Origin of the sequence: Conexibacter sp. CPCC 206217, from assembly GCF_030646165.1 — a bacterium.
In the GTDB taxonomy this organism is placed as follows: domain Bacteria; phylum Actinomycetota; class Thermoleophilia; order Solirubrobacterales; family Solirubrobacteraceae; genus Conexibacter.
In genome coordinates, this window is record NZ_JAUTDO010000001.1 from 616,999 (window position 1) to 642,799 (window position 25,801).

The window sequence follows — 25,801 nt, forward strand, 5'->3', positions numbered from 1 at the left end:
CGCCCCGTCAGGCGCTGCTGAAATGCGTTGCCGCGAGCTACTTGTCGGCCGGCTCGGAACCGTCCGTCGTGCCCTCGGCCTCGGGCGCCGCCGGCTCCTCGTCAGAGGAACCGCCCTCGGCGCCGACACCGACCGGCGTCGGAGCGGGCTTCGGCGCGACGATCTCGATGATCACGCCGCGGTCGTCGCCCTCGGGAGCGCGGTCGACCATGACCGTGCCGCCGGCGATCAGCTCGGAGCGCAGCACGAAGTCGGCGAGCGGATCCTCGATGTATCTCTGGATCGCGCGACGCAGCGGACGGGCGCCCATCGCGGGGTCCCAGCCTCTGTCGACGAGCAGGTCCTTCGCCTCCTCGGTCAGCTCCAACTGCAGCTCGCGTTCCGCCAGCGACGCGCGGATCCGCAGCAGCAGCAGGTCGACGATCTCCTTGATCTCTTCCTTGGCCAGCTTGTGGAAGACGATCACGTCGTCGATGCGGTTGAGGAACTCGGGCCGGAAGACCTTCTTCAGCTCGCCCATGATCCGGGTCTTCATGTCGTCGTACGTGATCCCGGTCTCGTCATCGGAGATGGCGAAGCCGAGCGGCGTGTTGCGAGCGATCTCGCTCGCGCCGATGTTCGACGTCATGATCACGATCGCGTGGCGGAAGTCGACGGTGCGCCCTTGCGCATCCGTCAGCCGCCCGTCCTCGAGGATCTGGAGCAGAATGTTGAAGACGTCCGGGTGGGCCTTCTCGATCTCGTCGAGCAGGAGCACCGAGTACGGCTTGCGCCGCACGGCCTCGGTCAGCTGACCGCCCTCGTCGTACCCGATGTAGCCGGGGGGCGAGCCGACGAGCCGGGACACGGCGTGCTTCTCCATGTACTCCGACATGTCGATCCGGACCATCGCGTCCTCGTCGCCGAAGAGGAACTCGGCGAGCGTGCGCGCCAGCTCCGTCTTGCCGACGCCGGAGGGGCCGAGGAAGATGAAGGAGCCCGTGGGCCGCTTCGGATCCTTGAGGCCCGCGCGCGAGCGGCGGATCGCCTTCGAGATGACCTCGACGGCGGCGTGCTGCCCGATGACGCGCTTGTGGAGCTCTTCCTCCATCCGCATCAGCTTGGCCGTCTCGGCCTCGGTCAGCTTGAAGACCGGGATGCCCGTCCACATCGAGACGATGTCGGCGATCTCTTCCTCGCCGATCGACGGACGCTCACCGGACTCGCCGGCCTCCCACTGCTCTTCCAGCTCGCGCTTTCTCTGCGTCAGCCGGCGCTCGGCGTCGCGCAGGTTCGCGGCCTTCTCGAACTCCTGCGCCTCGATCGCGGCCTCCTTGTTGCGCCGCGTCGTCTCGATCTCTTCCTCGAGATCGCGATACACGGGCGGGGAGGTCATCGACTTGATCCGCATGCGGGCCGCGGCCTCGTCGATCAGGTCGATCGCCTTGTCCGGCAGGAAGCGGTCGGAGATGTAGCGGTCCGCCAGGTCGGCTGCGGCCGTCAGCGCCTCGTCGGTGATGTTCACCTTGTGGTGCGCTTCGTAGCGGTCGCGCAGACCCTGGAGGATCTGGAACGTCTCGTCGGTCGACGGCGGGTCGACGCGGATCTGCTGGAAGCGCCGTTCCAGCGCCGCGTCGCGCTCGAGGTACTTGCGGTACTCCTCGAGCGTCGTAGCGCCGATCGTCTGCAGCTCGCCGCGTGCGAGCGCGGGCTTCAGGATCGAGGCCGCGTCGATCGCGCCCTCGGCCGCGCCTGCGCCGACGAGGTTGTGCAGCTCGTCGATGAAGAGGATGATGTCGCCGCGCTGGGTGATCTCCTTCATCACCTTCTTGAGGCGCTCCTCGAACTCGCCGCGGTACTTCGAACCGGCGACGAGCGCCGCCAGGTCGAGCGTGTAGATCTGCTTGCCCTTCAGCAGTTCCGGCACGTCCGCGTTGGTGATCCGCTGCGCGAGTCCCTCGACGACGGCGGTCTTGCCGACGCCGGGCTCCCCGATCAGAACCGGGTTGTTCTTCTGACGGCGCGAGAGGATCTGCATGATCCGCTCGACCTCCGTCTCGCGGCCGACGACCGGATCGAGCTTGCCCTCGGAGGCGAGCTTGGTCAGGTTGCGACCGAACTGGTCCAGCAGCTTGGAGGACTTCTTGCCCTCGCCCTGCTGACCAGCGGCTGCTGCTGCCCCGCTCCCGCTGCTGGCGCCCTGGCGACGACCGCCCGGACCCGACAGCATGCGGATGACCTCGTTGCGGATCTTCTCCGAATCCGCGTCGAAGTCGAGCAGGATGCGCGCGGCGACACCCTCGTTCTCGCGCACGAGACCGAGGAGGATGTGCTCCGTGCCGATGTAGTTGTGCCCGAGGCTCAAGGCCTCGCGCAAAGCCAGTTCCAGGACCTTCTTCGCACGAGGCGTGAAGGGGATCTGACCGGACGTCACCTCTTCACCGGAGCCGACGATGCGCACGACTTGCGCGCGCACACGCTCGACGGTGATGTCAAGGCTCTCGAGCACACGCGCGGCCAGACCCTCTTCCTCGCGCAGAAGGCCGAGGAGGATGTGCTCTGTGCCGATGTAGTTGTGCTTGAGCGTCCGGGCCTCCTCTTGGGCGAGGACGACCACCTGGCGGGCTCGCTCTGTGAATCGCTCGAACATAGGTGCGACGTTCCTTCCCTACGGGCGGGTGAGGCGGGATCTTTCAGAGGGATGCGAATGTTCCTGTGCACCCGTGTCATCGGCTGCTGGCAGCCAAATGATGAGTGGTCGGGTTCGTTCGCCGGGCATACGTCAGTCTACCAACAGGGCGGATGTGCTTTGCACTGCGAGTTCCACGTCGGGGAAAAGTTCGCCCCCCACGTTCGGGGGAACTCGCGGGATCGTCCCCGCGTCGGCGTTCCTCAGTCCCGCATTGCAGGGAAGAGCACGACTTCGCGGATCGATCTGCGGCCTGTCAGCAGCATCACGAGGCGGTCGATCCCGAGCCCGACGCCGCCGGTCGGCGGCATCCCCTGCTCCAGCGCCTGCAGGTACGACTCGTCGTACGGCTGCGCTTCCTCGTCGCCCGCCTCGGCGTGCGCGCGCTGCTGCTCGAAGCGGCGGCGCTGGTCGTCGGGATCGTTCAGCTCGGTGAAGGCGTTCGCGATCTCCATCCCGTTGACGTACGCCTCGAAGCGCTCGACGAGGCGGTCGTCCTCGCGGTGGCGCTTGGCGAACGGCGACAGCGCGACGGGATAGTCGAACAGGAAGGTCGGCTCGATCAGCGTCGGCTCGACGTGCTTGGTGACGAGCTCGTCGACCAGTTGCGCCCACGTGTCGTCGGGCGGGACTCTCATCCCCTTCGCCGCCATCGCGGCCGCGAGCGCGTCGCGGTCCTCCAGTTCGAGGATGTCGATCCCGCTGCGGCTGAGGATCGCGCCCTGCAGCGTCTCACGTCTCCACGGCGGCGTGACGTCGATCTCGCCGTCGTAGCCGGCCGCCGCGGCCGCCGCGGCGACGAGCCGCTCGGTCCGCTGCGCCATGTCCTCGTAGTCCGCGTAGGCCTCGTAGAACTCGACCATCGTGAACTCGGGGTTGTGCTTCTGCGAGATCCCCTCGTTGCGGAAGTCCTTGCCCATCTCGTAGACGCGCTCGAGGCCGCCGACGATCAGCCGCTTGAGGTACAGCTCGGTTGCGATCCGCAGGAACAGGTCACGGTCCAGAGCGTTGTGATGGGTCGTGAACGGCCGCGCGTTGGCGCCGCCGTAGAGCGGCTGCAGGACCGGCGTCTCGACCTCGACGTAGCCGTTGTCGTCGAGGAAGCGGCGCACGGCGGAGACGATTCTGGCGCGCGCGATGAACAGCGCGCGCGTCTCCTCCGACGACAGCAGGTCCAGCTCGCGGTGGCGGAAGCGCGTCTCGACGTCCTGCACGCCGTGGTGCTTCTCCGGCGGCGGGCGCAGCGACTTCGCCAGCAGCGTCCAGTCGTCGACGCGCAGCGACAGCTCGCCGCGGCGCGAGCGGAAGACGGTGCCGTCGACCCCGAGCAGGTCGCCGAGGTCGAGGCCGACGAGGCGGTCCAGCGACTCCTGCCCGAGCACGTCGACGCGCGCGTGCAGCTGGATCCGGCCGGAGCGGTCGACGAGATCGAGGAAGGCGGCCTTGCCCTGGCCGCGACGCGCCGCCAGGCGACCGGCGACGCGATACCTCGCGTCGGTCTCCTCGCCCGCCTCCAGCGCCTCGTGCGCCGCCTTCACGTCGACGACGTGGACGACGCCGTCGTAGTCGTGCGGGAACGGCTCGACGCCCTCCTCGCGGAGCCGTTCGAGCTTGCGGCGGCGGGCTGCGAGCAGCTCCGTGGTCTCCTCGCCGGTGGGCGAGGAGCCGTTCTCGTCTGTGTCGGCCATCAGGTGGGGCGGCGGCGAGCCGGGCCTACGCGAGGCCGACGTCGATCTTCTTGATCTTGAACTCGCGCTGCTTGCCGTTGGGCAGCTGCACGGTGACCGTGTCGCCGGCCTTGGCGCCGAGCAGCGCCTTGCCGACGGGCGACTCGTTGGAGAGCTTGCGCTCCGCGGGGCTGGCCTCGGAGGAGCCGACGATCGTGTAGGTCGTCGACTTGCCGCTGTCCTCGACCTCCACGGAGGAGCCGATCCCGACGATGTCGGTTCTGAGCTCCTTCGAGTCGATCACCGTCGCGGCACGAAGCTTCTCTTCCAGCTGGGCGATCTTGGACTCGAGCATCGCCTGCTCGTTCTTCGCATCGTCGTACTCCGCGTTCTCGGAGATGTCCCCGAACTCGCGCGCCTCCTTGATGCGGGCTGCGACCTCACGGCGCTTTTCGGTCGCGAGGAACTCGAGCTCGTTCTTGAGTCTCGTGAGACCGTCCGGCGTGAGGATGACGTCCTTGGGCATAGCGTGACCTTGCAGGTGCGATGGTGTGCAAAGCGTGCCGATCCTGACAAGGAAAAACCCGCACATGGCGGGATTCCGGTCCGATCAGGCCGACGGGGCGCGACAGTATAGCGCCGTCTCGGTAAGTACCCGCTAAGGGCGCTTCGCATTGCGAGTTCCACGCCAGGCCGATGGCGCCTGGGAGCGGTCGTGGGAGCTCGCGGGCGGCCGCTCAGGCCGTCGACGTCGCCAGCTCGCCGATGCCGAACGCGGCGCGCGCCTCGGCCGTCGACTCGCTGCGCTGCAGCTGATCCTGCAGCTCCGCACCCTCGCCGAGACGCTCGACGTACCAGGGGTAGAACTTGCGCAGGTAGCGCGCGGCGCGCGGCTCGCCGAGGTGCTCGACGGCGCGCTCCAGCACCCAGTCGACCTCGGCGAGGACCTCCTCGCGGCTCGGCTCGCCCTCGCGCGTGCCGAGCACCTGCTCGAACAGCCACGGGTTGCCGAGCGAGCCGCGCGCGAGCAGGACCGCCTCGGCGCCTGTGTATTCGAATACTTCTCTGACGACCTCAGCGCTTCTGAGTCCGCCTGAGATCAGCACCGGCACCGGCAGCTCCTCGACGAGCTGCTTGGCGAGGTCGTAGTCCGGTCTGCCTCTGTGCTGCTGGGAGGCGTGGCGCGGGTGGATGCAGAGGCCGGCGATGCCGGCGTCCTCGACGAGCCGGTAGGCCAGCTCGATCCCGTGGCGGTCGCCGGGGCGCAGGCCGGGGCGCAGCTTGACCGTGACCGGCAGGCCGCTGCCCTCGTGCGCGGCGCGAGCGATCGCGACGGCGAGGTCGGGATCCTTCACGAGCGCGGCGCCGGCGCCGGTCTTGCAGACCTTCGGAACCGGGCAGCCCATGTTGAGGTCGATCAGGTTCGCGCCCGTCTCGGCCGCTCTGGCGGCGGCGGAGCGCATGATCTCCGGGTCGTTGCCGAACAGCTGGATCGAGACCGGTCCGGTCAGCTGCTCGTCCGGGTGGACGCGCAGCAGCTCGGTGCACGTCTTCTCGTTGCCGTAGTGGATCGCGTGGCTGGAGACCATCTCCGAGACCGCCAGGCCGGCGCCGTAGCGCTTCGCCTGCAGGCGCACGAACCAGTTGCCGATGCCCGCCAGCGGGGCGAGCACGACGCGGTTGGGGATCTCGACGCCGCCGAGCGTCCAGGTGTCGTGAAGGGAGCGCATCAGGCTCCGATTCTATCCGGGCTAGGTGTTGCGCTCGTGCAGGAGGCGAAGGCCCGTGAGGGTCAGCAGGTCGTCGGTCTCGTCGATCTCCTTTGTGAACGGCACGACGGCGCCCGCGAGGCCGCCGGTCGCGATCGTCGTCGAGTCGGCGCCGAGCTCGGCGCGCAGCCGCCGCACGATCCCGTCGACCATGCCGGCGAAGCCGTAGACGATGCCGGAGCGGATCGCGTCGACGGTCGTCTTGCCGATCAGCGTGCGCGGCTCGACGAGGTCGATCTTCGGCAGCGCCGCGGCGCGCTCGGTCAGCGCCTCCATCGAGATCTCGATGCCCGGGGCGATGATGCCGCCGAGGTACTCGCCGTCGGCGGAGACCGGGTCGAACGTGATCGCGGTGCCGAAGTCGACGACGACGCAGGCGTCGCCGACGCGCTCGTAGGCGGCGACGGCGTTGACGAGCCGGTCGGCGCCGATCTCGCGCGGGTTCTCGTAGCGGATCGGCATGCCGGTCTTGATGCCGGGGCCGACGACGAGCGTCTGGTGGCCGAGGTACCGCTCACCGGCCGCACGCCATTCGGCGCCCAGTTGCGGGACCGTGCTGGAGACGATCGAGCCCTGCACGTCGGCGAACGAGAGGCCGCGCAGGTCGAGCAGGGCGGCGAGCTTGGCGCCGAGCTCGTCAGCGGTCGAGTCGCGCACGGTGGCGAAGCGCCAGTGCTGCGTCAGTTCGGTCCCGTCGAAGGTCCCGAAGTGCGTCTGGGTGTTGCCGACGTCGAGCACGAGAAGCATGGGCGCGACAGTATCGCCGCTGGGGCGGCTGGGATGCCGCAACAGCCTGCCGACGCGCCGCCGGCGGCGCGCGAGCGGTCCTCCATGCGACGGCTGTCGCCGCAGCCGGCGACTGCTCGCGCCACCGCTCCCTGCAACTGCCGCAAAAGCGGTGCGCTGCGCGTATGCTCGCGCGATGGGCCATCGACTGCATGTGATCCACGCCTCCCACCCGTGCGTCGCGGCCGAGCGGGCGCTGCAGCTGACGCGCCAGCCGTATCGCGTCGTCGAGTATCCGCCGGTGCTGCACGTGGCGGCGATGCAGCTGCGCTTCGGCCACCCGACCGTCCCGCTGCTGGTGCTCGGCAACGGCGAGCGCGTCGCCGGTTCGCGCGCGATCGTCCGGCGGCTCGACGAGCTGGTCCCGCAGGCTGGGCTGCTGCCGGCCGACGCCGTCGCACGCGAGCGCGTGCTGGCGGCCGAGCGCTGGGGCGACGAGGAGCTGCAGCCGGCGGTGCGGCGGCTCTTCTGGCTCGGGATCAAGCAGTCGCCGCGCGCGATCGACGGCTACGCGGCCGGCTCCAGACTGCCGCTGCCGCGCCCGCTGCGGACGCTCGTGACGCCCGTCGTCTGCCGCCTCGCGGCCTGGCGCAACAGAGCCGACGAGACGAGCCGCCGCGCCGACCTCGCCGCGCTGCCCGGCTGGCTCGACGACGTCGACCAGCTGATCGCCGACGGCGTCATCGGCGGTCCGCAGCCCAACGCCGCCGACCTCCAGATCGGCTCCAGCCTGCGCATGCTCGCCACCTTCGCCGACGCCTGGCCCCTGCTGGCGGGACGCCCCGCCTGGCAGCTCGCGCGCCAGGTCTGCCCGGTCTATCCCGGTGAAGGGGGGCTGCCGCCGGGATCGTTGACGACGAGCGGCGGTCCGGCGAGCCGCACGTCGTCTCTCTCACCTGCTGGCAATCCCTCCAGCGCCTGAGCGAGCCGGGTCCCGTCCGGAAGCGTGAGCGCCGGCTCCAACTCCAGCAGCGGCACCAGCACGAAGCGGCGGCTGGCGACTTCGCGGTGGGGCAGCCTGAGGCGCACGGAGGCGTATTGCAGCTCGCCCAGCAGCAGCAGGTCGACGTCGATCGGCCGCGGGCCGTGTCGGACGTAGGCGGGCGAGTCCTGCGCCGCCCGTCCCAGCTCCCGCTCGACCGCCTTGCAGGCGTCCAGCAGCGGCTCCGGCTCCAGCGCCGTGACGATCCGCAGGCAGGCGTTGAGGAAGTCCGGCTGGTCGAGGATCTCGCCGACCGGGTCGGTCTCGTACGTCGAGGACGACGCGACGACGCGCACGCCGTGCGCCGGCAGCGCCGCGACGGCGGCCGCGAGGTTCTCCCGCGGCACGCCGACGTTGGAGCCGAGTCCCAGGTAGCCGATCCGCTCGGCCACCGGCCTACCCGTCTGACTCGCGGAAGACCTCGACCGAGACGTCGTCGACCGGCAGCGGGATCGGCGGCTCCGGCTTGGACGCCTTGACCCACACCGTCTCGGCCTCGTACTGGTCCAGCAGGCGGTCGGCGATCGCGGTGCAGAGCCGCTCCAGCGTTCTGTACGAGCGCTGCTGGGCGACGAGCGCGACGACCTGGCAGACCTCGCCGTAGTCGATCGTGTCCTCGACACGATCGGTGATCGTCGCGTCGCAGTCGCCGACCTCGAGCCTCAGGTCCAGCACGAGCCGCTGGCCGACCTCGCGCTCGGCGGCGCTGACGCCGTGGTGGGTGTAGAGCGAGAGACCGTTGATCTCGATCGTGACGACGGGCTCGGAGGGCTCGTCGTCTTCAAGCTCGTCGTCGAGGTCGTCCTCGAACTCGTCGTTGTCGTCAGGGCTCATTGTCGGCGGACCGTAGCAGCAGCGACCGCGAGCGCGTCTCTCAGCGGCGCGACGTCGTGGACGCGGAAGACGGTCGCGCCCGCGACGTACGCGAGCACGTTCGCGGCCAGCGTCGCGGCGAGGCGGTCGCCGACCTCGCGGCCCGTGATGCGGCCGAGGAACGTCTTGCGCGAAAGGCCGATCAGCAGCGGGCGCCCGAGCGTCAGCAGCTCCGGCAGACGCCGCATCAGCTCGAGGTTGTGCTCGGGCGTCTTGCCGAAGCCGATGCCGGGGTCGAGCAGGATCCGCTCCTCCGCGATCCCCTCCGCGACGGCGAACGCGAGCCGCTGCTCCAGGAACGCCTTCACGTCGGAGACGACGTCGTCGTAGGTCGGGTCGAGCTGCATCGTGCGGGGCTCGCCGCGCATGTGCATCAGGCAGCAGTCGAGGCCGCGCTCGGCGACGAGCCCGGCCAGCTGCGGCTCGTGCCGGAAGGCGGTCACGTCGTTGACGAACGTCGCGCCGGCGTCGACGGCGGCGCGCGCGACCTCCAGCTTGATCGTGTCGATCGAGATCTGCGCGCGTGTGCCGCCGGCGGCGAGCGCCTCGATCACCGGCACGACGCGCCGCAGCTCCTCGTCCTGCGCGACCGGCTGCGCGCCCGGCCGCGTCGACTCGCCGCCGATGTCCAGCAGCGCGGCGCCCTCCTCCTCCAACGCGCGCGCGTGCGCGAGCGCCGCGGGCGCGTCGAGGAACTCGCCGCCGTCGGAGAACGAGTCGGGCGTCACGTTGACGATGCCCATGATGCGGAACGGAGGGGTCACCGCGCCCATCCTGTCATCAGAGCCGCCTGCGGCGCCCGCTGAGGCGCTGCGCAACGACGAGAGCCGCCCGGGGGCGGCTCTCGCTCAAAGCATCGGTGCGGGGCGCTGTCGCGCGCGCCGCGCCCGCTGTTACGCCAACTCAGGTCTCTCGGGAAACTCCAGCCCGCGGATCTCGGCGGCACCGCCGGCGAGGCCGGGACGCGGGAGCGTGCGCGGGGTGTCGCGACCGCGCTCGGCCGCTGCCGTCGGGACCTCCGGCGGCGGCGGGGCCTCGGCGCCGAAGACGTCCTCCTCGCTGCGCCCTTCCAGCAGCGCCGCGAACTGATCCGACTCGATCGTCTCGCGCTTGATCAGGATCTCGGAGATGTACGTCAGCGACTCGCGGTGCTCCGTCAGCAGATCCGTCGCCGCCTGGTGGGCGGTCTCGACGATGCGGCGGATCTCGTCGTCGATCTCGCGCGCGATCTCGTCCGAGTAGTCGGCCTGCGAGCTGAACTCGCGGCCGAGGAACGGCTGGCTCTGATCGTGCCCGAAGACGCGCGGCCCGAGCTTCTCACTCATGCCGAAGCGCATCACCATCTGCTTCGCCGTGCCGGTGACCTTCTCGAGGTCGTTGGAGGCGCCGGTCGTGATCTCGCCGAAGACGATCTCCTCGGCGGCGCGGCCGCCGAGCGTCATCGCCATCGTGTCGCTCAGCGCGGCGCGCGTGGTGAGGAACTTGTCCTCCTGCGGCATCGAGATCGTGTAGCCGAGCGCCTGGCCGCGGCCGATCACGGAGATCTTGTGAACCGGGTCCGCGTGCTCGAGGAAGTGGCCGACGATCGCGTGGCCCATCTCGTGGTACGCCGTGATGCGACGCTCCTCGTCGCTCATCACGCGGGTCTTCTTCTCGGGACCCGCGATCACGCGCATGATCCCCTCTTCGAGCTCGACCTGGGTGATCTCGCGCTTGCCCGTGCGGGCGGCGAGCAGGGCGGCCTCGTTGACGAGGTTCGCGAGATCGGCACCGGTGAAGCCCGGCGTCTGGCCCGCGAGCGTGTCGACGTCGATGTCGCGCGCGAGCGGCTTGCCGCGCGTGTGCACCTCGAGGATCTTCGAGCGGCCCTTGCGGTCGGGCCGGTCGACGGTGATCTGACGGTCGAAGCGACCGGGACGCAGCAGGGCGGGATCGAGGATGTCGGGCCGGTTCGTGGCCGCGATCATGATGATGTTGTCCTTCGCCTCGAAGCCGTCCATCTCGACGAGCAGCTGGTTGAGCGTCTGCTCGCGCTCGTCGTGACCGCCGCCCATGCCGGCGCCGCGGTGACGACCGACGGCGTCGATCTCGTCCATGAAGATGATGCAGGGCGAGTTCTGCTTCGCCTGCTCGAACAGGTCGCGCACGCGGGACGCGCCGACGCCGACGAACATTTCGACGAAGTCAGAGCCGGAGATCGAGAAGAACGGCACGCCGGCCTCGCCGGCGACCGCGCGGGCGAGCAGCGTCTTGCCGGTGCCCGGAGGGCCGTACAGCAGCACGCCCTTGGGGATCCGCGCGCCGAGCGCCTGGAATTTCTTCGGGTTCTCGAGGAACTCCTTGATCTCGTGCAGCTCCTCGACCGCCTCGTCCGCGCCCGCGACGTCGCGGAAGGTGATCTTCGGGCTGTCGACCGACATCCGCTTCGCTCTGCTCTTGCCGAACGACATCACCTTCGAGCCGCCGCCCTGGACCTGGTTCATCAAGAAGATCCAGAAGCCGATGAAGATCAGGAACGGCAGGACGTACGTGAGCAGCGAAAGCCAGCTGTTGGACTTTCTGCCCTCGACGTCGAAGGCGACTCTCGCGTCGGTCAGCTGCGTGACGAGCGTGTTGCCGTCCTCCGGCACATAGCCGACCTCGTGCTTCTGGTTCGCCGGATCTCTGAGCGTGACTTCCATCGTGTTGTCACGCGTCTTGACGACGGCAGATCTGACGTTGCCGTCTCTGAGATCCTGCTGGAACGTGGAGTAGTCGTACTTCGGGCCGGACTCACCGGGGTTGATGAGCCGCTGGGCGAAGAAGGCGAGCACGACCACGATCAGGATCGGGAAGGCGGCGCTCTTGAAGAACCTGCTCATGAATGGCTTCCGGGCGCCCTCGGCGCCGATCTGACGGTGGACGGGGTGGTCAAGCGTAGCATCTGGGTTTTCCCGCCCCCGCAGGCATCCCTGCAGTCTGGAGCGGGTGTTCTCCCTGCATCGGCAGGGAGCGGGCGGAACCTGAGCCGGGGTTGCGCCCGCGGTCCGTCACTCAGTCTTCAACGCCGCGACGTACGGGAGGTTGCGGTAGCGCTCGACGTAGTCGAGTCCGTAGCCGATCGCGAACCTGTCGGGGATCTCGAAGCCGACGTAGCGCGGCGAGAGGTCCACCTGCAGCCGCTCGGGCTTCGTCAGCAGCGCGCAGACGGCGAGCGAGGCGGGGCTGCGGGCGGTCAGGTTGCGCAGCAGATACTGGAGCGTCAGGCCGGAGTCGACGATGTCCTCGACGATGATCACGTTGCGCCCCTCGATCGCGGCGTCGAGGTCCTTCAGGATCCGCACCACGCCCGAGGACTGCGTCGCGGAGCCGTAGGAGGCGACCGCCATGAAGTCGACCTCGCACGGCACGTCGATCTCGCGCATCAGGTCGGCGAGGAAGAAGACCGCGCCCTTCAGCACGCAGACGAGCAACGGCTCCCTGCCGGCGTAGTCGCGCGAGATCTCGCGCCCCAGCTCGCGCACCCGGTGGTGCAGATCGTCAGGTTGGACGAGAATCTCGCCGATCGACGCGTCGCGCATGGCAGCCATGTGGGGCGGCAGTGTACGGAGGTCAGGGACCGGTCGCTGTCAGCCGCACCGCCGCGCGTGTGCTCGCGGTGACGCCGAAGCGGGCGGAGGTCGCAACGCCGGGGATCCACGCGATCTCCTCCCCGCAGACGACGACCGGCAGCGCCGCGCGCCGCGCGAGCGGGACGCGGCGGGCGGTGAAGAGGTCCTGCAGCGACTTCGTCCCGTCGAGGCCGATCGGCGCGATCCGGTCGCCCGTGCGCCACTGCCGCACGAGCAGCGCGCCGCCGTCGCCGAGCGCGGCGCGGTCGAGCACGCCGTCGACCGCCGCGACCGCGCTCGCCTCGCAGCGGAGCTGCCAGTCGCCGAACATGACGGCGCCGGGGATCGGCAGGACGACGGGTGGCAACGGCGCGACCCGCTCCCCGCGCCCGCCGGCGCCCGCCTGGCCGCCTGCGCCCGTACGCGCGGCGCGTTCGCCGACGAGCTCGGCGCGCAGCACCCCGTACTCCGCGACCGCGCGCACGCCGCCGCCGAGGTCGAGCCACGCGGTCCCCTGCCGTCTCAGGGCGGCGACCGCGTCGGCGCGGCGAGCGGCGCCGGACACGGGACGACCGGCGGCCGCGTCGGCGAGCCGCTGGACGACCAGCCGCCGCAGCGCGGGTGCGAGCGACGCGAGACGGTCGAGCGGGATCGTCTCGCCGTCGAACTGCTCGTCGACGAGCGCGTCGAGCACGTCGGCTTCGTCGCGCAGCAGTTCGGCCAGCCGCAGCACGTTCGCCTCCGCGGCCGGGTGCGCCTCGCGCAGCGCCGCGACGAGCTGGTGGCGCACGCGGTTGCGCGCGTATCTGTCGCCGGCGTTGGTGACGTCGTCGCGCCAGCCGAGCCCGCGCGCCTCGCAGTAGGCGGTCGTCTGCGCGCGCGTCAGCTCCAGCAGCGGCCGCACGAGCCGCCCGTCGCGCGGGCGCATCCCCAGCAGCGCGCGCCGGCTCGGCGAGGAGGCGAGCCGGTAGAGGATCGTCTCGACCTGGTCGTCGGCGGTGTGACCCGCGGCGATGGCGGTGCAGTCGCCAAGCGCGCGCGCCAGCTCCTGCGCGGCCGCGTAACGCGCCTCGCGCGCCCACGCCTGGACGTTGCCGCCCCCGGCGAGCGGCGTCGCGCGGCGCACGACGAACGTAACGCCGAGCCGCTCGCAGAGCGCGGCGCAGTGGCGCTCGTCGTCGTCGGCCTCCGCGCGCAGGCCGTAGTTGACGTGCAGCGCGGTGACGGCTTGCTCGCCCACGATCCGCGCCGCGACGTCGAGCAGGCAGACGGAGTCGCGCCCGCCGGACAGCAGCAGGACGACAGGCGCGCCGGGCCGCAGCAGCCCGCCGGCCCGGATCTGCTCGACGACGCCGTCCGGGTCCATCGCGCGAGTCTAAGCGGCGACAGCGCCGCGCGGACGCGGACGCTCCGCCCACGGCCGGCACGCCGCGGCCGGCCGCGGACCGGCGTACGGGCCCCCACAAGCAGTTGACGGCGAGGCCTCGCTCGGAGACCCCGCCGTCATGCGGGCAAGACGGCCCGCCGCGCTCGGCCGACGGCGCTCGTTCCGCGCACGGTCGCGGCGCCTTGCGAGCCTCGCTGCGCCCTTCGCGCCGCCCTCTCGGACCGGCGCTCGAACGGCAGGCTCACTGCTCGGCTGTGCTTCACACCTAACTCCTCCGCAACGTCCGCGTCAACGTGATCTGTCCGCGCACGCGCGGACTGGCGCGCACGCCGTCGGCCGCCGACAGCGGAGGTTTCGCGGCTCAGACCTTCAGGTGCGGATACTCGCGCTCGACCAGCTCGACGTATCTCGCGTAGACCGGCTTGACGACAGGCATCAACGCGAGCGCGGCCTTGATGTCGCCGCCCGTCTTGATCCGCCGGCGCGCGATCGCCATCGCGATGTTCTCCTTGCCCTGGAAGTATTTGTTGGCCGTCTCGGAGGACATCTCCATGCGGACCTTCGGCTCCCAGTCGACCTCGTCGCTCCACTCCCACACGATGAAGCGACCGTCCTCGTCGGGCCGCGCCGCGCGCACGTTCACGACCAGGTCGAGGTCGTCGAACTCGAACCGCTGGGGAACGTCGGCGTCGCGCAGCTGCGGCCCCATCTCGGGACCGTCCATCAGACCGAAGATCTGGTCGATCACCTCGCGAAACTCCGCCGGCGACCTGAAGCTGCTGCTCATCTGAAGACCTCCCTTTCGACGACGCCCGCCGCCCGGGCTTCCGATGTGACCGGAGTCTATGCTCGCTGGCCGCATGCCGACCACGCTTCACATCCACCCCACGGCCGAGCTGGCCGAGCGCGTGCTGCTGCCGGGCGACCCCGGCCGCGCGCTGCTGCTCGCGCAGTCGCTGCTCGCGAGACCGCTGATGTTCAACCACAACCGCGGGCTGTGGGGCTACACCGGCGCCGCCGCCGACGGCGAGCCGCTGACGATCCAGTCGACCGGGATGGGCGGTCCCAGCGCCGCGATCGTGATCGAGGAACTGCTGCGCCTCGGCGCCCGCCGGATCGTGCGCGTCGGCTCCTGCGGCGCACTCGCCGACGGCTTCGAGCTCGGCGACACGCTCGTCGTCGACCAAGCGATCGCGACCGACGGCACCAGCCGCGCGCTCGGCGCCGCCGAGCGCGTCGCGGGCGACCCCGCCCTGACCGAGGCGCTGGCGCTGGCCGCGGCCGCGGAGCCGCCGATCCCGCTGGAGGGCGGCGTCGGCGACGTCGTCGCCGTGCGTCAAGGCGCGGTCGTCACGACCGACCTCTTCTACGACCCCGCCGGCGAGCACGCCGACCCGCCCCCCGGCGACGCGCTCGCGATCGAGATGGAGACCGCGACGCTGTTCCAGCTCGGCGCGCTGCGCGACCTGCGGGCCGGCTGCGTGCTCGTCGTCAGCGACCTGCTGGGCGCACGGCGCGGCCGGATCGAGCCGGAGGCTATGGAAGCCGCGGCGATCCGCGCAGGCAAGATCGCCGTGACCGCACTCAGCTGACGTCAGTCGCGGTCAGCCTCTTCTCGCGGCTGCCCGTCTCTCTGCAGCTCTCGCGCGCGTGCGCGAGGCGATCGGGCTTCTGGCGGCGGCCGAGGTGATCACCGGCTGCGGGGCGGACGGGGTGCCCTGGTCCGCGAGCCGGGAGAGCTGCGTCGAGAGCGCCTCGAGCTGCTGCTCGATCGACGCCAGCCGCTGCTCGACGGCGCCGGCGCCGCCGATCCCGTCGACCCTCTGCTCGACGCGGTCGAGCGCGTCCTCGATCCCCTCCAGCCGCTGCGAGACCGAGCGCACGCGGCGCGTCAGCTTCTCGAGGTCGGCCGCCGACGGCAGGTTGAGCGCGCCCATCGCGACCTCCTGCGCCGCCGACGCCTTCTCACGCGCGTCGAACGCCCGCGTCAGCGCGCTGCTGACGAGCGGACTCTCCAGCAGCTCCTGTGCCAGCCTTCCGAGGGCGTCCTCGCCCTGCCTTGAGATGCGGGCGCGCAGCCCGTCGCTGGACGTCTCGTTCGTCATGTCGTCCCCTGCGGGTCGGGTCGGCGGGAAGGGGCCGACTGTAGCGCAGCGTCCCCGCCCGATCCGCCGGCAACGAACGTTGCAGGTGAGCTGGAGGGTCAGCGCGCACGTGTGTGCGAGCCGCAAATGGGAAGAGTTCGTGAACGGGAGTCACGAGAGCCCTTCAGGCGGTGTTAAACGAGCTGGTTACCCTTGGGCCAGACGTCGTGTGGTACTCAAGGTGGAGGAGCAGTCCGCCGAAACGCGGGTACTGCTCCTTTCGCATGTGAACGCCTCATTACAAACACGCGGGTTCTTCTTTGCAAACGTCCAGAACAGCCGGTAGCTTCCGAGTCGTCCGTCGCATCGACGGCTTTGTATTTAGGCCGCATATGCGGCCCTGCGGGAGGAGCTCGTCGGTCCGATGAAGAGAATGAAGCTGCGCATAGCCTCGCTTGTCGCGGGTGCGGCGCTCGTCATCGGAGTCACGTCGACGAACGCCTCCGCGGAGAAGCGCGCGGTCGTCGTCACGCTGCTGGGCGGCAGACAGGTCTCGCTGACGATCGAAGCGACGCCCGGCGTCCCGGTCAGCGCGAGCCAGCTGCCTGACCTCGGCGCGCCGGTCGTCTCGATCTCCGAGTCGGTGATCGAGGACGCACCGCCTGCGACGCAGACGACGCCGCCCTCGACCGCGACGACGCCTCCCACGACCCTGCAGACGACGCCGATCGTCCCGACCACGCCGACGATCCCGTCGACGTCGACGATCACGCCGCCTCCGGCCGGCACGACGGGCGCCACGACGGTCCCGCCGACGACCGGCACGACCGGCACCACCACGAGCACGACCGGCACCACGGGCACGACCACCACGCCCGGCGCGACGACCAGAACGACGACCACGACTCCGGGCAAGACGCAGCCGGACGCCGTCGGCGGTGTCGTCAAGCCGAAGGGTCAAGCTAAGGGTGAGGGTTCCGGCGGCGTCGTCGTGCCGGACGAGACCTCCGCCGACGCCGACGACGACGGCGCGCTGACCGACGCCAACCGCGACGGCACCGCCACGCCGGACGAGACGGTCGACACGCCGGACCAGACCGCGGGCGCGCAGCCGACGCCCGACACGCCCGGCTTCACCGTCGCCCCCACGCTCGACCAGGGCCCCGCGGGCGTCCCGAACTTCTTCATCGAGCAGTTCCGCATCCCGCCGTTCCTGCTGCCGATCTACCAGGCCGCCGCGATGCAGTACGGCGTGCCGTGGCAGATCCTCGCCGCGATCAACGAGATCGAGACGGACTACGGGCGCAACCTGTCCGTGTCGTCCGCCGGCGCGCTCGGCTGGATGCAGTTCATGCCGCCGACCTGGGACTCCTACGGCGTCGACGCCAACGGCGACGGCGTCAAGGACCCGTACAACCCCGTCGACGCGATCTTCGCCGCCGGCCGCTACCTGAAGGCCGCCGGCGCCGAGACCGACCTCGAGAGAGCGATCTTCGCCTACAACCACGCCGACTGGTACGTCCAGTCGGTGCTGCTGCGGGCGCGCGTGATCGGCGGCATGCCGGCCGACCTCGTCGGCTCGCTGACCGGCCTCACGCAGGGCCGCTTCCCGGTCGCCGCCCGCTCGACCTACGCCGACTCGATCGACGTCAGAAGAGCCGGCAGAAGAATCGTCGGCAGCAACGCGGCGGTCACCGTCGAGGGCGACGCGTCGCGGCGCTCGATCAACGTCTACGCCGCGAGAAACGCTCCCGTCGTCGCCGTCAACGACGGCACGATCGTGAGACTCGGCGAGAACGACAGACTCGGCCGCTTCGTCGTGCTGCAGGACGTCTTCGGCAACCGCTACACGTACAGCGACCTCGGCTCGCTCGCGGAGAAGCACCCGGTGCCCAAGCCGCGGCAGGACGACGCGGACGCGGCGGCCGGCAGCGAGTTGGAGCAGGCGAGCGCGGACGCGGCGCCGACGCAGGCGGCGACCGACGGCAGACAGCAGCCGAGCGGCAGCGGCGCAGGCGCGGCCGACAGAGGCAGAGATGCCGTCAGCGGGGCCGTCACCAGCAGCACGGCCATCAGCGGCATCCCGACGCCGCCCGCCACGGGCGACGACGAGGCCGACGCGCCGGCGAAGACCGACAAGCCCGCCGGCAGAAGCGACACGGGCGTCAGAAGAGCCGGCGCCGCCGCCGCAAGAGCCGCCGCCGTGCAGGCCCCCGCCGTCACGAAGGAGCGGCTGTTCGCGCATCCCGGCCGCCCGGAGGCCTTCGCCGCCGGCGGCGAGCGGCAGATCGAGCAGATGGGCGAGCGCCTGACGACGTTCGAGGGCTACTTCAGCGGACCGCTGGAGGCCGACCCGGCCGACTACGTGCTGAAGCCGCTGAGAGTCGGCTCGACCGTCATCGCGGGCACGATCCTCGGCCGCATCGGCAAGACCGACGACAGACTCGCGCCGCACGTCGAGTTCACGATCCGCCCGGCCGGCCGCGGCGCTCCGCGGATCGACCCGAAGCCGATCCTCGACGGCTGGAAGCTGCTCGAGTCGACGGCGATCTACAAGGCCGAGAACGACAGCGTCTTCGGCAGCGACGGCAGAGGCGGCCCGTCGATCGGGCAGATCCTGCTGATGAGCAAGGAAGAGCTGCAGGCACGCGTGCTCGCCGATCCGAACGTCGAGATCTACGAGGGCGGCCGCAACGACATCCAGACCGGCCAGATCGACCGCCGCGTGCTCGCGACGATCGAGTTCCTCGCGGCCAGCGGCCTGAAGCCGACGATCACGTCGCTGAAGGGCAATCACGGCCTGATGACGGCGTCCGGCAACGTCTCGGAGCACTCGACCGGGACCGCCGTCGACATCGGCTCGATCAACGGCATCCGCATCTCGCCCGCCACGCAGGGCGAGGGGTCGATCACCGACATCACGATCCGCCGGCTGCTGACGCTGCAGGGCACGATGAAGCCGCACCAGATCATCAGCCTCATGACGTACCCGGAGGCCGACAACACGCTCGCGCTGCCGGACCACGACGATCACATCCACGTCGGCTTCCACGCGGTCGAGACGCCGAGCAGCACTCCCACGCTGCAGACGCTGATGAGACCGGAGCAGTGGACGAGACTGATGGCGCAGCTCGGCACGATCCAGAACCCGACCGTGCTGACGAGCCCGTCGAGATACGCGATCAAGGACAGAGACGCGAGATAGGACGGAATCCGCCGGCGCCCCCACGGGCGCCGGTTCCGCTTCGGGCGCCGCGGCCGGCGCCCGCGGCGGCGAGCGGGAACGCGAGCGGCAGCAGGTCTTTCGCTTCGTCCAGCTGGAGTTCCCGTGGGCGGTCGGGCCGCAGGAGGGGCGCTACGTCGTGCGCCCCGACGGCGCGGACGGCGCCGCGACGCACGTGATCGTCGTCGCGACGCTCGGCAGCGCGGAGCGGCGCCTGCTGCGCGGCCGCCGCGCAAAGCCGCGCGAGGCAGCGCCCGAGCCCTCCCCCGCGCCCGTCGCGACCGGTCGCGTGACCGTGATCGACGCGCAGCCGAGCGAACTGGCCGCGGCCGAGCGCTGGCTCTCCGGCGCCGGCCCCGAGGTCGCCGCGCCGGCGCTGGTCGAGCTGGGCCGGCTCGTGCGCGCCCACCGGATCTCCAGCGCCGACCCCGGCGTGCCGCTGCCGCACCAGTCGCAGGCGCTCGTCGTGCGGGTCGGCTACGGCGCCGGCGAGGAGGTCGCGCACGGCCGCTGGAGCGAGGCGCGCGAACTGCCGCCCGCCGACGCCGAGCGCACCCGCCGCCGCAGCCACGCGCTGCGCCCGCAGGAGCGGATCGCGGCGCTGCTGAGCGGTCGCTCGCACGCGCTGGCGTGCGAGGAGCTGGCGCTGCGCGCCCGCCACGATCTCGACCACGCCCAGCTGCGCGAGGCCGCCCTGCAGCTGCGCACCGCGCTCGACGCCGCGCTCGCCGAGCTGCCGAGGACGCCGCAGGCCGCCGAGCTGACCGAGCGCGTCGAGGAGCTGCGCAGACTGCACGGCCCCGTCGTCGCGCTCGCCGACGACGCGCTCGGCGGCGTGATCCCACCAGAGGCCGCCCAGACGCTCGAGGAGACGCTCAGACGGCTGGAGGCGGCGTTACGCGCCCGAACGGTCGCTGAAGGCCGCTGACGGCCGCCTCGCCGCCGCTGGCGGTGTCCTCGGTCGCTCACGGGCTGGCGCCCGCAGCGCTCCCTGCGTCCTTGCCAGCGACGACGATCCGGCCGTCAGAGTGCTGCGCTCAGGGCTTCCAGCTCCGCGACCACGTCCCCCTCCAGCTTCACCACCGCATCCCTGTCGTAGCGCGTCGGGCCCTGCGTCAGGATCGCCAGCTCGCCGCCGGCGCGCAGCGTCAGCGCGGGCAGCTCGCCGACCGGCCAGACCTCCAGCGAGGAGCCCATGCAGAGCAGCAGGTCGGCGCGCACGGCGAGCGCCTGCGCCCGCTCCAGCGCCGCCTGCGGCAGGAACTCGCCGAACAGCACGACGTCGGGCTTCAGCGGCTGCCCGCAGTCGCAGCGCGGCACGCCCTGCGGATCGTCCTCCAAGCGCCGCTGGACCTCCGCGAGCGCGTACGCAGCGCCGCAGGCCTGGCACGACGACGAGGCGATCGAGCCGTGCAGCTCGATCAGCTCGCCCGCACCCTCGGCGGCCGTGCCGCTCGGGTCCCCCGCCCCGCTCCCCGCCTGTGCGTGCAGTCGGTCGATGTTCTGCGTCACGACTGCGTCGAGCAGGCCGCGGCGCTGCAGCTCGACCAGCAGCTCGTGCGCGCGGTTGGGGCGCTTGTCGCGCAGCGACTGGAAGCGCTCGCCGTAGAAGGCCCAGAAGCGGGCCGGGTCGCGCCGCCAGGCGTCGATGTGCGCGACCTCCATCGGGTCGACGTTCTCCCACAGCCCGGTGCGCGGCGTGCGGAAGTCGGGGATCCCGGATGGCACCGAGATCCCCGCGCCGGTCAGCGCGACGACCGATCTGGCGCAGCGGATCCGCTGCGCCAGAAGCTCGATCACTTGCCCTGCCACCTCGGCGTGCGCTTCTTCAGGAACGCGCCGATGCCCTCCTGCGCGTCCTCGGAGGCGAACACGAGCGCGAAGCCCTTCTTCTCCTCCGCGATCCCCTCGTCGAGGTCCGCCACGGCCGAGACCTGCTTGATCTGCTGCACCGCCAGCGGCGCCTGCCCCGCCAGCTTGCGCGCCCACGCGAGCGCCGTGTCGAGCAGCTCGTGATCGGGCACGAGGCGGTTGACGAGTCCGAACTCGTACGCCTCCTCGGCCGACATCGGCTCGCCGGTGAGGTTCAGCTCCAGCGCCTTCGCCTCGCCGACCAGCCGCGGCAGCCGCTGCGTGCCGCCGAAGCCGGGGATGATGCCGAGGCTGACCTCCGGCTGGCCGAAGCTCGCAGACGCCGCCGCGATCCGCACGTCGGTCGCCATCGCCAGCTCGCAGCCGCCGCCGAAGGCGAGCGCGTTGACCGCCGCGATCGTGACCGTCGAGCTCTGCTCCCAGGAGCGGAACAGCTTGTGCGCGTCGTCCAGCAGCGCGCGCCCGGTCGCCTCGTCCATCGTCGTGAACGCCTTCACGTCGGCGCCGGCGCAGAACAGCGCCGGGTTGGCGGAGGCGAACACGACCGCGCGCACCGCCGCGTCGCCGTCGACCTGCGCCCACGCTCTTGCCAGCTCGGCGATGACCGCGGGCGAGAGCGAGTTGGCCGGCGGCCGGTCGAGCCAGACGATCGCGGTCGCGCCGCGCGTCTGGAGCTTGATCGGACCCTCCTCCCAGCCCGCGTCGGGCTGCGGGTAGGCGAAGAAGCCCTGGCCGCTCTTGGCGCCCAGGCGCCCCTGCGCGACCAGCCGCCGCAGGATCGCCGGCGGCGCGAAGTGCTCGCCCCACGCTTCCTGCGCGCGCTCCAGCCGCGCCAGCACGGTGTCGAGCCCCTCCTGGTCGGCGCGCGCGAACGGCGGCGGGATCAGGCCGGCGCCGGCCATCAGGCCGAGGTCGATGTCCTTCGTCGACGCGATCCCCTCCTCCAGCACGAGGCAGGCCTCGACGAGCGCCTTCAGCTGGAAGCGCTCGACGACCTGCTCGATCCCGGCGACGGGAGCCTCCGCGGCGGCGGCGTCCGCGCCGCCGGCCGAAGCCCCGCCGCCGTGCGAGTAGAACCCCTGCCCGGTCTTCGCCCCCAGCTCGCCGCGCTCGATGTGCTCGAGCATCCCCTGGTGCAGCGGGAAGCGGTCGCCGAAGCTCTCGTTGAGGTAGCGACCGACGTGGCCGACGGTGTCGAGGCCGAGCAGGTCGACGAGGAAGAACGGCCCCATCGGCGTCGCTCTCGCGTCGGTCATCGCTCTGTCGATCGCCTCGATCGGGGCGCCGCTCTGCTCCTGGAAGCGGAAGACCTCGCCGAAGGAGGAGTTGAGGATCCGGTTGACGACGAAGCCGGGCGCCTCGTCGCAGCGGATCGGCAGCTTGCGGATCGACTGCGCGAAGCTGCTCGCGGTCTGCGTCGTCTCCGGCGACGTCTCCAGCCCCTCGATCACCTCGATCAGGCGCATCATCGACGCCGGATAGAAGTAGTGGAAGCCGACGACGCGGTCCGGCCGGCTGGTCGCCTCGGCGATCTCGGTGATCGACAGCGCGGAGGTGTTGGAGGCGAGGATCGCGTGGCCGGGCGTGACGTCGTCCAGCTCGGCGAAGACCGCCTGCTTGATCTCCATCCGCTCCGGCACGGCCTCGATCACGAAATCGACGTCGCCGAACTCCTCGTAGCTGGTCGTGCCGGTGATCAGCGCGAGCTTCTGCTCCAGCCCCTCGGGCGTCAGCTTGCCGGCGTCGACCTGGCCCTGCCAGATCGAGCGGGCTTTCGCCAGCCCTTGGTCGACGAATCTCTGGTCGACGTCCTTCAACACGACGGGGATGTCGGCCGAGGCGATCGTGTAGGCGATCTCCCCTCCCATCGTGCCGGCCCCGACGACCGCGGCCTTGAACACGAACATGCTTGCCCTTCCTCGGGTTGCGGTGCGGCGCAGTCTATGACCGCGAGGCGGCGCGAACCCCCAGCTCAGTCGACAGTCCCTGCAGCGTGCGGCGCAGCGAGTCGCGCAGCGCGCGGCGTACGAACAACGGGTCGGCGAGCAGCATGAACGGCCCGCGTCTGACGAGCACGTAGTCCAGCTCCAGCGCGACGCCGACGCGGTCGACGGCGGGCGCGAACGCGAGCCGCTGCACGCCGCGCAGGGTCGGATCCTCGAGCTCCGTCACCAACTCGACGCCCGGCTCGTGTCTGAGCACCTTCTCGACGACGCGCCCGCGCCCGCCGGGGTGCGACTCCCACACCAGCCGCGTGCCGACCGCCGGCCAGCCGGGAGCGGCCTCGACGACGCGGTCGAAGCCGTCGACGAACGCGCTCCAGCCGGCCGGATCGGCCCACAGCCGCTCGACCGCGACCGCCGTCGTCGGCAGTTCGAGCGCGGCGCGCGCAACGCTCATCGGCGTGGGCTTCGCATGCGAAAGGGGCTCACGGGGCACGGATGTTCGCAGAGCAACCGACCCGAGGAGCGAGTTCAGATGCGACGGCGATTGGCCGCGGCCGCGCTCGCGAGCTTGACGCTCGCGACCGTCACGACGGCGACAGCACGGGCGGCGAGCCCGGCGGCGAGCACGCGACCCGCCGACGCGATCGGCCAGACGGCGGCGACGCTGCGCGGCGCGGTCGACCCCAACGGGGTCGCGACGAGCTTCGCCTTCCAGTGGGGCACGACGACGAGCTACGGCCAGCAGACGGCGAACCGCGCGGCCGGCGCCGGAGCGAGAGCGAGAGACGTCACGCAGCGGCTGACGGGGCTCGTGCCGGGCACGACCTACCACTACCGGATCGTCGCGACCAACGCCGACGGCACGACCGTCGGCGGCGACCGCGCGTTCAGAACGACGCTGCCGCCGGCGACGGCCCCGGCGATCCTCGCCACGGCGCCGTTCTCGCCGCAGGCCAACAGCGTCACGCTGACGGCGACGGTCAACCCCGGCGGCGCCGCGACGACGTACAAGTTCCAGTTCGGCACGACCAACACCTATGGCGCCGAGACGTTCGCCGCGTCGGTGCCCGCGGGCGTGCAGCCGGTCGCGGTGAAGCTGCCGCTGAACGGGCTGCAGGAGCGGACGCTCTACCACTTCCGCACCGTCGTCTCCAACCGCATCGGCACGGTCGTCGGCCCCGACGCGACGTTCACGACCGGTCCGTATCCGCCCGCGAAGATCGACGTCCACACGCGGCCGACGACGCAGCGCCGCTCGCACCCGTACTTCGTCACGACCGGCGCGCTGCGGCTCGGCTCCGGCGTCGGCGTCGCGGACGGCTGCACCGGCATCGTCGGCGTCCGCTTCACGTCCGGCTCGCGCACGGTCGCGAGCAAGCGCGTGCGGCTGGCGCCCGGCCATTGCAGCTACCGCCTGCGCGTGCGGGCGCTGCCACCGGCCGGCACGTCGAAGCTGCGCGTGCACGTGCGCTTCTACGGCAACGCGATCCTCTCCCCGCACGACGCGCGCACGTTCCTCGTCAGCGTGCGCTGACGCACGTTGCGAGTTCCGCGCCGCGCCGTGCCGCGCTGCGCCGGCGGGAACTCGCGGGAGCGAGTGCAGAAACGAGAGAGCCCCGGAGCTGCTGCTCCGGGGCTCGATCTCTCACCACCACATAGTGTGTGCGAAAGCGTACTACCTATGTGGCGGTCTGGCTAGGCGGTCGCGGCGGCGGGCGTCTCCGCGCGGCGCGGCAACAGCGTCTCGCGGGCGATCACGAGGCGCTGGATCTGGGCGGTGCCCTCGTACAGCTGCATGATCTTCGCGTCGCGCATCAGCTTCTCGACGGGGTACTCCTTGATGAAGCCGTAGCCGCCGTAGACCTGCACCGCGTCGGTCGCGACTCTCATCGCGGTGTCGGCGGCGAAGCGCTTGGCGTGCGAGGAGACGAGCGTGTTGCGCTCGCCGTTGTCGAGCTGGAAGGCGGCCTTCCAGGTCAGCAGGCGGCTCGCCTCGACCTCGGTCGCCATGTCGGCGATGATGAACTGGATCGCCTGGTGCATCGCGATCGGCACGCCGAACTGCACGCGCTCCTTGGAGTAGTCGATCGCGAACTCCATCGCGGCGCGCGCGATGCCGGTCGCCATCGCGGCGACGCCCGGACGCGTCCGGTCGAGCGTCATCATCGCGAGCTTGAAGCCCTTGTTCTCCTCGCCGATGAGGTGGTCGGCCGGGATCTCGACGTCGTTGAAGGAGATGGTCGCGGTGTTGGACGCCCGCTGGCCCATCTTGTCTTCCTTCTTGTCGACCACGACGCCCGCGTCACGCGGGACGATGAAGGCCGAGATGCCGCGGTGGCCGGCGTCCTTGTCCGTCTTCGCGTAGACGGTGTAGAAGTTCGCGTGGCTGCCGTTGGTGATGAAGCACTTGGAGCCGTTGATGACCCACTTGTCGCCCTTCTTGACGGCAGTGGTCTTCATGCCGGAGACATCGGAGCCGGCGTCGGGCTCGGTGAGGCAGAAGGAGGCCAGCAGCGGCGCCTCCGTGAGGCGGCCGAGGTACTCCTTCTTCAGCTCGTGCGAGCCGCCGAGGATCAGCGGCGCGGTCGCGAGACCGTTGCAGCCGACTGACGTCTGGATGCCGGAGCAGCCCCAGGCCAGCTCCTCCTCGATGACACAACCGTCGAGGTAGCCGAGGCCGACGCCGCCGTACTCCTCGGGGATGTGGTTGTTCATCAGGCCGACTTCCCAGGCCTTCTTGATGACGTTCTCGGGCCAGACGGAGTCTCTGTCGTACTCCCAGGCGACCGGACGCATCTCCTTCTCGGCGAAGTCGTGCGCGACCTCGCGCAGGTTCTTCTGCTCGTCGGTGAGCGTGAAATCGACCACGGTGATTGCTCCTTGAAGCGGTGCGGGTGTTCCGCGGCGGCTCCTGGCCCCCTGCGGACAGCAGATTGACTGGTCAGTCAATGGGT

At 70.9% G+C, this 25,801-nt stretch carries 22 protein-coding genes; 5 read left to right on the plus strand and 17 right to left on the minus strand.

The features are described from left to right. Positions 1–37 precede the first annotated feature (37 nt). From Q7L65_RS02960 to Q7L65_RS02980, 5 genes are all read right to left on the minus strand, one after another. Positions 38–2,629 (minus strand): ATP-dependent Clp protease ATP-binding subunit, encoded by a 2,592-nt coding sequence (locus Q7L65_RS02960; RefSeq protein WP_304718740.1) that lies wholly within the window; start codon positions 2,627–2,629, stop codon positions 38–40. Positions 2,630–2,871: 242 nt separating this feature from the next. Further along, positions 2,872–4,356 (minus strand): lysine--tRNA ligase, encoded by a 1,485-nt coding sequence (gene lysS, locus Q7L65_RS02965; protein WP_304718741.1) that lies wholly within the window; start codon positions 4,354–4,356, stop codon positions 2,872–2,874. Positions 4,357–4,381: 25 nt separating this feature from the next. Then, on the minus strand, positions 4,382–4,861 hold the full coding sequence (gene greA / locus Q7L65_RS02970; RefSeq protein ID WP_304718742.1) for a transcription elongation factor GreA: 480 nt from the start codon (positions 4,859–4,861) through the stop codon (positions 4,382–4,384). A gap of 211 nt (positions 4,862–5,072) precedes the next feature. Next, on the minus strand, positions 5,073–6,065 hold the full coding sequence (locus Q7L65_RS02975) for a tRNA-dihydrouridine synthase (protein ID WP_304718743.1): 993 nt from the start codon (positions 6,063–6,065) through the stop codon (positions 5,073–5,075). Between the two features lie 21 nt (positions 6,066–6,086). Further along, a complete protein-coding gene (locus tag Q7L65_RS02980; protein WP_304718744.1) occupies positions 6,087–6,851 on the minus strand; it encodes a type III pantothenate kinase in 765 nt (254 codons plus the stop codon). Positions 6,852–7,026: 175 nt separating this feature from the next. On the opposite strand from Q7L65_RS02980, the gene Q7L65_RS02985 reads away from it, so the two are divergent. Then, positions 7,027–7,812, plus strand: coding sequence for a glutathione S-transferase family protein (locus Q7L65_RS02985; protein WP_304718745.1), 786 nt, complete (start codon positions 7,027–7,029; stop codon positions 7,810–7,812). On the opposite strand, the gene folK is transcribed toward Q7L65_RS02985, so the two are convergent. The 7 genes from folK to Q7L65_RS03020 all read right to left on the minus strand — a co-directional run bounded on the left by folK (position 7,707) and on the right by Q7L65_RS03020 (position 14,509). Beyond that, positions 7,707–8,264 (minus strand): 2-amino-4-hydroxy-6-hydroxymethyldihydropteridine diphosphokinase, encoded by a 558-nt coding sequence (folK, locus tag Q7L65_RS02990; protein ID WP_304718746.1) that lies wholly within the window; start codon positions 8,262–8,264, stop codon positions 7,707–7,709. The genes Q7L65_RS02985 and folK overlap by 106 nt on opposite strands. Positions 8,265–8,268: 4 nt before the next feature. Then, entirely contained in the window at positions 8,269–8,706 is a 438-nt protein-coding gene (gene folB, locus Q7L65_RS02995; protein WP_304718747.1) for a dihydroneopterin aldolase, read from the minus strand. Further along, the gene (folP, locus tag Q7L65_RS03000; RefSeq protein WP_370552507.1) at positions 8,703–9,518 is read right to left on the minus strand and encodes a dihydropteroate synthase; all 816 of its coding nucleotides are present in this window, start codon (positions 9,516–9,518) and stop codon (positions 8,703–8,705) included. The genes folB and folP overlap by 4 nt, the downstream gene beginning before the upstream one ends. Positions 9,519–9,638: 120 nt before the next feature. Then, complete coding sequence (ftsH, locus tag Q7L65_RS03005) at positions 9,639–11,606, minus strand: ATP-dependent zinc metalloprotease FtsH (RefSeq protein ID WP_304718749.1); 1,968 nt, start codon at positions 11,604–11,606, stop codon at positions 9,639–9,641. Between the two features lie 168 nt (positions 11,607–11,774). Further along, complete coding sequence (gene hpt, locus Q7L65_RS03010; protein WP_304719131.1) at positions 11,775–12,305, minus strand: hypoxanthine phosphoribosyltransferase; 531 nt, start codon at positions 12,303–12,305, stop codon at positions 11,775–11,777. A 31-nt stretch (positions 12,306–12,336) separates the two neighbouring features. Then, entirely contained in the window at positions 12,337–13,701 is a 1,365-nt protein-coding gene (gene tilS, locus Q7L65_RS03015) for a tRNA lysidine(34) synthetase TilS (RefSeq protein WP_304718750.1), read from the minus strand. A gap of 382 nt (positions 13,702–14,083) precedes the next feature. Continuing rightward, positions 14,084–14,509: an SCP2 sterol-binding domain-containing protein gene (locus tag Q7L65_RS03020; RefSeq protein WP_304718751.1), complete on the minus strand. Its 426-nt coding sequence runs from the start codon at positions 14,507–14,509 to the stop codon at positions 14,084–14,086. 73 nt (positions 14,510–14,582) lie between these two features. On the opposite strand from Q7L65_RS03020, the gene Q7L65_RS03025 reads away from it, so the two are divergent. Then, positions 14,583–15,314, plus strand: a complete 732-nt coding sequence (locus Q7L65_RS03025; RefSeq protein ID WP_304718752.1) for a hypothetical protein — start codon at positions 14,583–14,585, stop codon at positions 15,312–15,314. 12 nt (positions 15,315–15,326) lie between these two features. On the opposite strand, the gene Q7L65_RS03030 is transcribed toward Q7L65_RS03025, so the two are convergent. Next, positions 15,327–15,827 carry a hypothetical protein gene (locus tag Q7L65_RS03030; protein WP_304718753.1) on the minus strand — a complete coding sequence of 167 codons (501 nt, stop codon included), beginning with the start codon at positions 15,825–15,827 and terminating at the stop codon, positions 15,327–15,329. A gap of 412 nt (positions 15,828–16,239) precedes the next feature. Here Q7L65_RS03030 and Q7L65_RS03035 point away from each other — a divergent pair, with 412 nt between their 5' ends. Together Q7L65_RS03035 and Q7L65_RS03040 are read left to right on the plus strand one after the other, a co-directional pair. Beyond that, positions 16,240–19,011, plus strand: a complete 2,772-nt coding sequence (locus Q7L65_RS03035; RefSeq protein WP_304718754.1) for a lytic murein transglycosylase — start codon at positions 16,240–16,242, stop codon at positions 19,009–19,011. Positions 19,012–19,168: 157 nt separating this feature from the next. Next, complete coding sequence (locus tag Q7L65_RS03040) at positions 19,169–19,957, plus strand: hypothetical protein (protein ID WP_304718755.1); 789 nt, start codon at positions 19,169–19,171, stop codon at positions 19,955–19,957. 95 nt (positions 19,958–20,052) lie between these two features. Here Q7L65_RS03040 and Q7L65_RS03045 read toward each other — a convergent pair whose 3' ends face one another. The 3 genes from Q7L65_RS03045 to Q7L65_RS03055 are packed head-to-tail and all read right to left on the minus strand — an operon-like array spanning position 20,053 to position 23,301. Then, positions 20,053–20,829 carry a Sir2 family NAD-dependent protein deacetylase gene (locus Q7L65_RS03045; RefSeq protein WP_304718756.1) on the minus strand — a complete coding sequence of 259 codons (777 nt, stop codon included), beginning with the start codon at positions 20,827–20,829 and terminating at the stop codon, positions 20,053–20,055. Beyond that, positions 20,826–22,808, minus strand: coding sequence for a 3-hydroxyacyl-CoA dehydrogenase/enoyl-CoA hydratase family protein (locus Q7L65_RS03050; protein WP_304718757.1), 1,983 nt, complete (start codon positions 22,806–22,808; stop codon positions 20,826–20,828). Before Q7L65_RS03050 ends, Q7L65_RS03045 begins: the two co-directional genes overlap by 4 nt. 34 nt (positions 22,809–22,842) lie before the next feature. After that, positions 22,843–23,301 carry an SRPBCC family protein gene (locus Q7L65_RS03055; RefSeq protein ID WP_304718758.1) on the minus strand — a complete coding sequence of 153 codons (459 nt, stop codon included), beginning with the start codon at positions 23,299–23,301 and terminating at the stop codon, positions 22,843–22,845. Positions 23,302–23,379: 78 nt separating this feature from the next. Between Q7L65_RS03055 and Q7L65_RS03060 the strand changes: the two genes are divergently transcribed. Continuing rightward, complete coding sequence (locus tag Q7L65_RS03060) at positions 23,380–24,381, plus strand: hypothetical protein (RefSeq protein WP_304718759.1); 1,002 nt, start codon at positions 23,380–23,382, stop codon at positions 24,379–24,381. Between the two features lie 161 nt (positions 24,382–24,542). Here the strand turns inward: Q7L65_RS03060 and Q7L65_RS03065 are convergent, their stop codons facing one another. Then, complete coding sequence (locus Q7L65_RS03065) at positions 24,543–25,715, minus strand: acyl-CoA dehydrogenase family protein (RefSeq protein WP_304718760.1); 1,173 nt, start codon at positions 25,713–25,715, stop codon at positions 24,543–24,545. Positions 25,716–25,801: the final 86 nt, after the last annotated feature.

Bases quoted from the DNA above. Each gene is read 5' to 3' on its own strand.
- Q7L65_RS02960 (WP_304718740.1), bottom strand. From the start codon at position 2,629: ATGTTCGAGCGATTCACAGAGCGAGCCCGCCAGGTGGTCGTCCTCGCC.
- lysS (WP_304718741.1), bottom strand. From the start codon at position 4,356: ATGGCCGACACAGACGAGAACGGCTCCTCGCCCACCGGCGAGGAGACC.
- greA (WP_304718742.1), bottom strand. From the start codon at position 4,861: ATGCCCAAGGACGTCATCCTCACGCCGGACGGTCTCACGAGACTCAAG.
- Q7L65_RS02975 (WP_304718743.1), bottom strand. From the start codon at position 6,065: ATGCGCTCCCTTCACGACACCTGGACGCTCGGCGGCGTCGAGATCCCC.
- Q7L65_RS02980 (WP_304718744.1), bottom strand. From the start codon at position 6,851: ATGCTTCTCGTGCTCGACGTCGGCAACACCCAGACGCACTTCGGGACC.
- Q7L65_RS02985 (WP_304718745.1), top strand. From the start codon at position 7,027: ATGGGCCATCGACTGCATGTGATCCACGCCTCCCACCCGTGCGTCGCG.
- folB (WP_304718747.1), bottom strand. From the start codon at position 8,706: ATGAGCCCTGACGACAACGACGAGTTCGAGGACGACCTCGACGACGAG.
- folP (WP_370552507.1), bottom strand. From the start codon at position 9,518: ATGGGCGCGGTGACCCCTCCGTTCCGCATCATGGGCATCGTCAACGTG.
- ftsH (WP_304718749.1), bottom strand. From the start codon at position 11,606: ATGAGCAGGTTCTTCAAGAGCGCCGCCTTCCCGATCCTGATCGTGGTC.
- hpt (WP_304719131.1), bottom strand. From the start codon at position 12,305: ATGCGCGACGCGTCGATCGGCGAGATTCTCGTCCAACCTGACGATCTG.
- tilS (WP_304718750.1), bottom strand. From the start codon at position 13,701: ATGGACCCGGACGGCGTCGTCGAGCAGATCCGGGCCGGCGGGCTGCTG.
- Q7L65_RS03020 (WP_304718751.1), bottom strand. From the start codon at position 14,509: ATGAGCAGCAGCTTCAGGTCGCCGGCGGAGTTTCGCGAGGTGATCGAC.
- Q7L65_RS03025 (WP_304718752.1), top strand. From the start codon at position 14,583: ATGCCGACCACGCTTCACATCCACCCCACGGCCGAGCTGGCCGAGCGC.
- Q7L65_RS03030 (WP_304718753.1), bottom strand. From the start codon at position 15,827: ATGACGAACGAGACGTCCAGCGACGGGCTGCGCGCCCGCATCTCAAGG.
- Q7L65_RS03035 (WP_304718754.1), top strand. From the start codon at position 16,240: ATGAAGCTGCGCATAGCCTCGCTTGTCGCGGGTGCGGCGCTCGTCATC.
- Q7L65_RS03050 (WP_304718757.1), bottom strand. From the start codon at position 22,808: ATGTTCGTGTTCAAGGCCGCGGTCGTCGGGGCCGGCACGATGGGAGGG.
- Q7L65_RS03055 (WP_304718758.1), bottom strand. From the start codon at position 23,301: ATGAGCGTTGCGCGCGCCGCGCTCGAACTGCCGACGACGGCGGTCGCG.
- Q7L65_RS03060 (WP_304718759.1), top strand. From the start codon at position 23,380: ATGCGACGGCGATTGGCCGCGGCCGCGCTCGCGAGCTTGACGCTCGCG.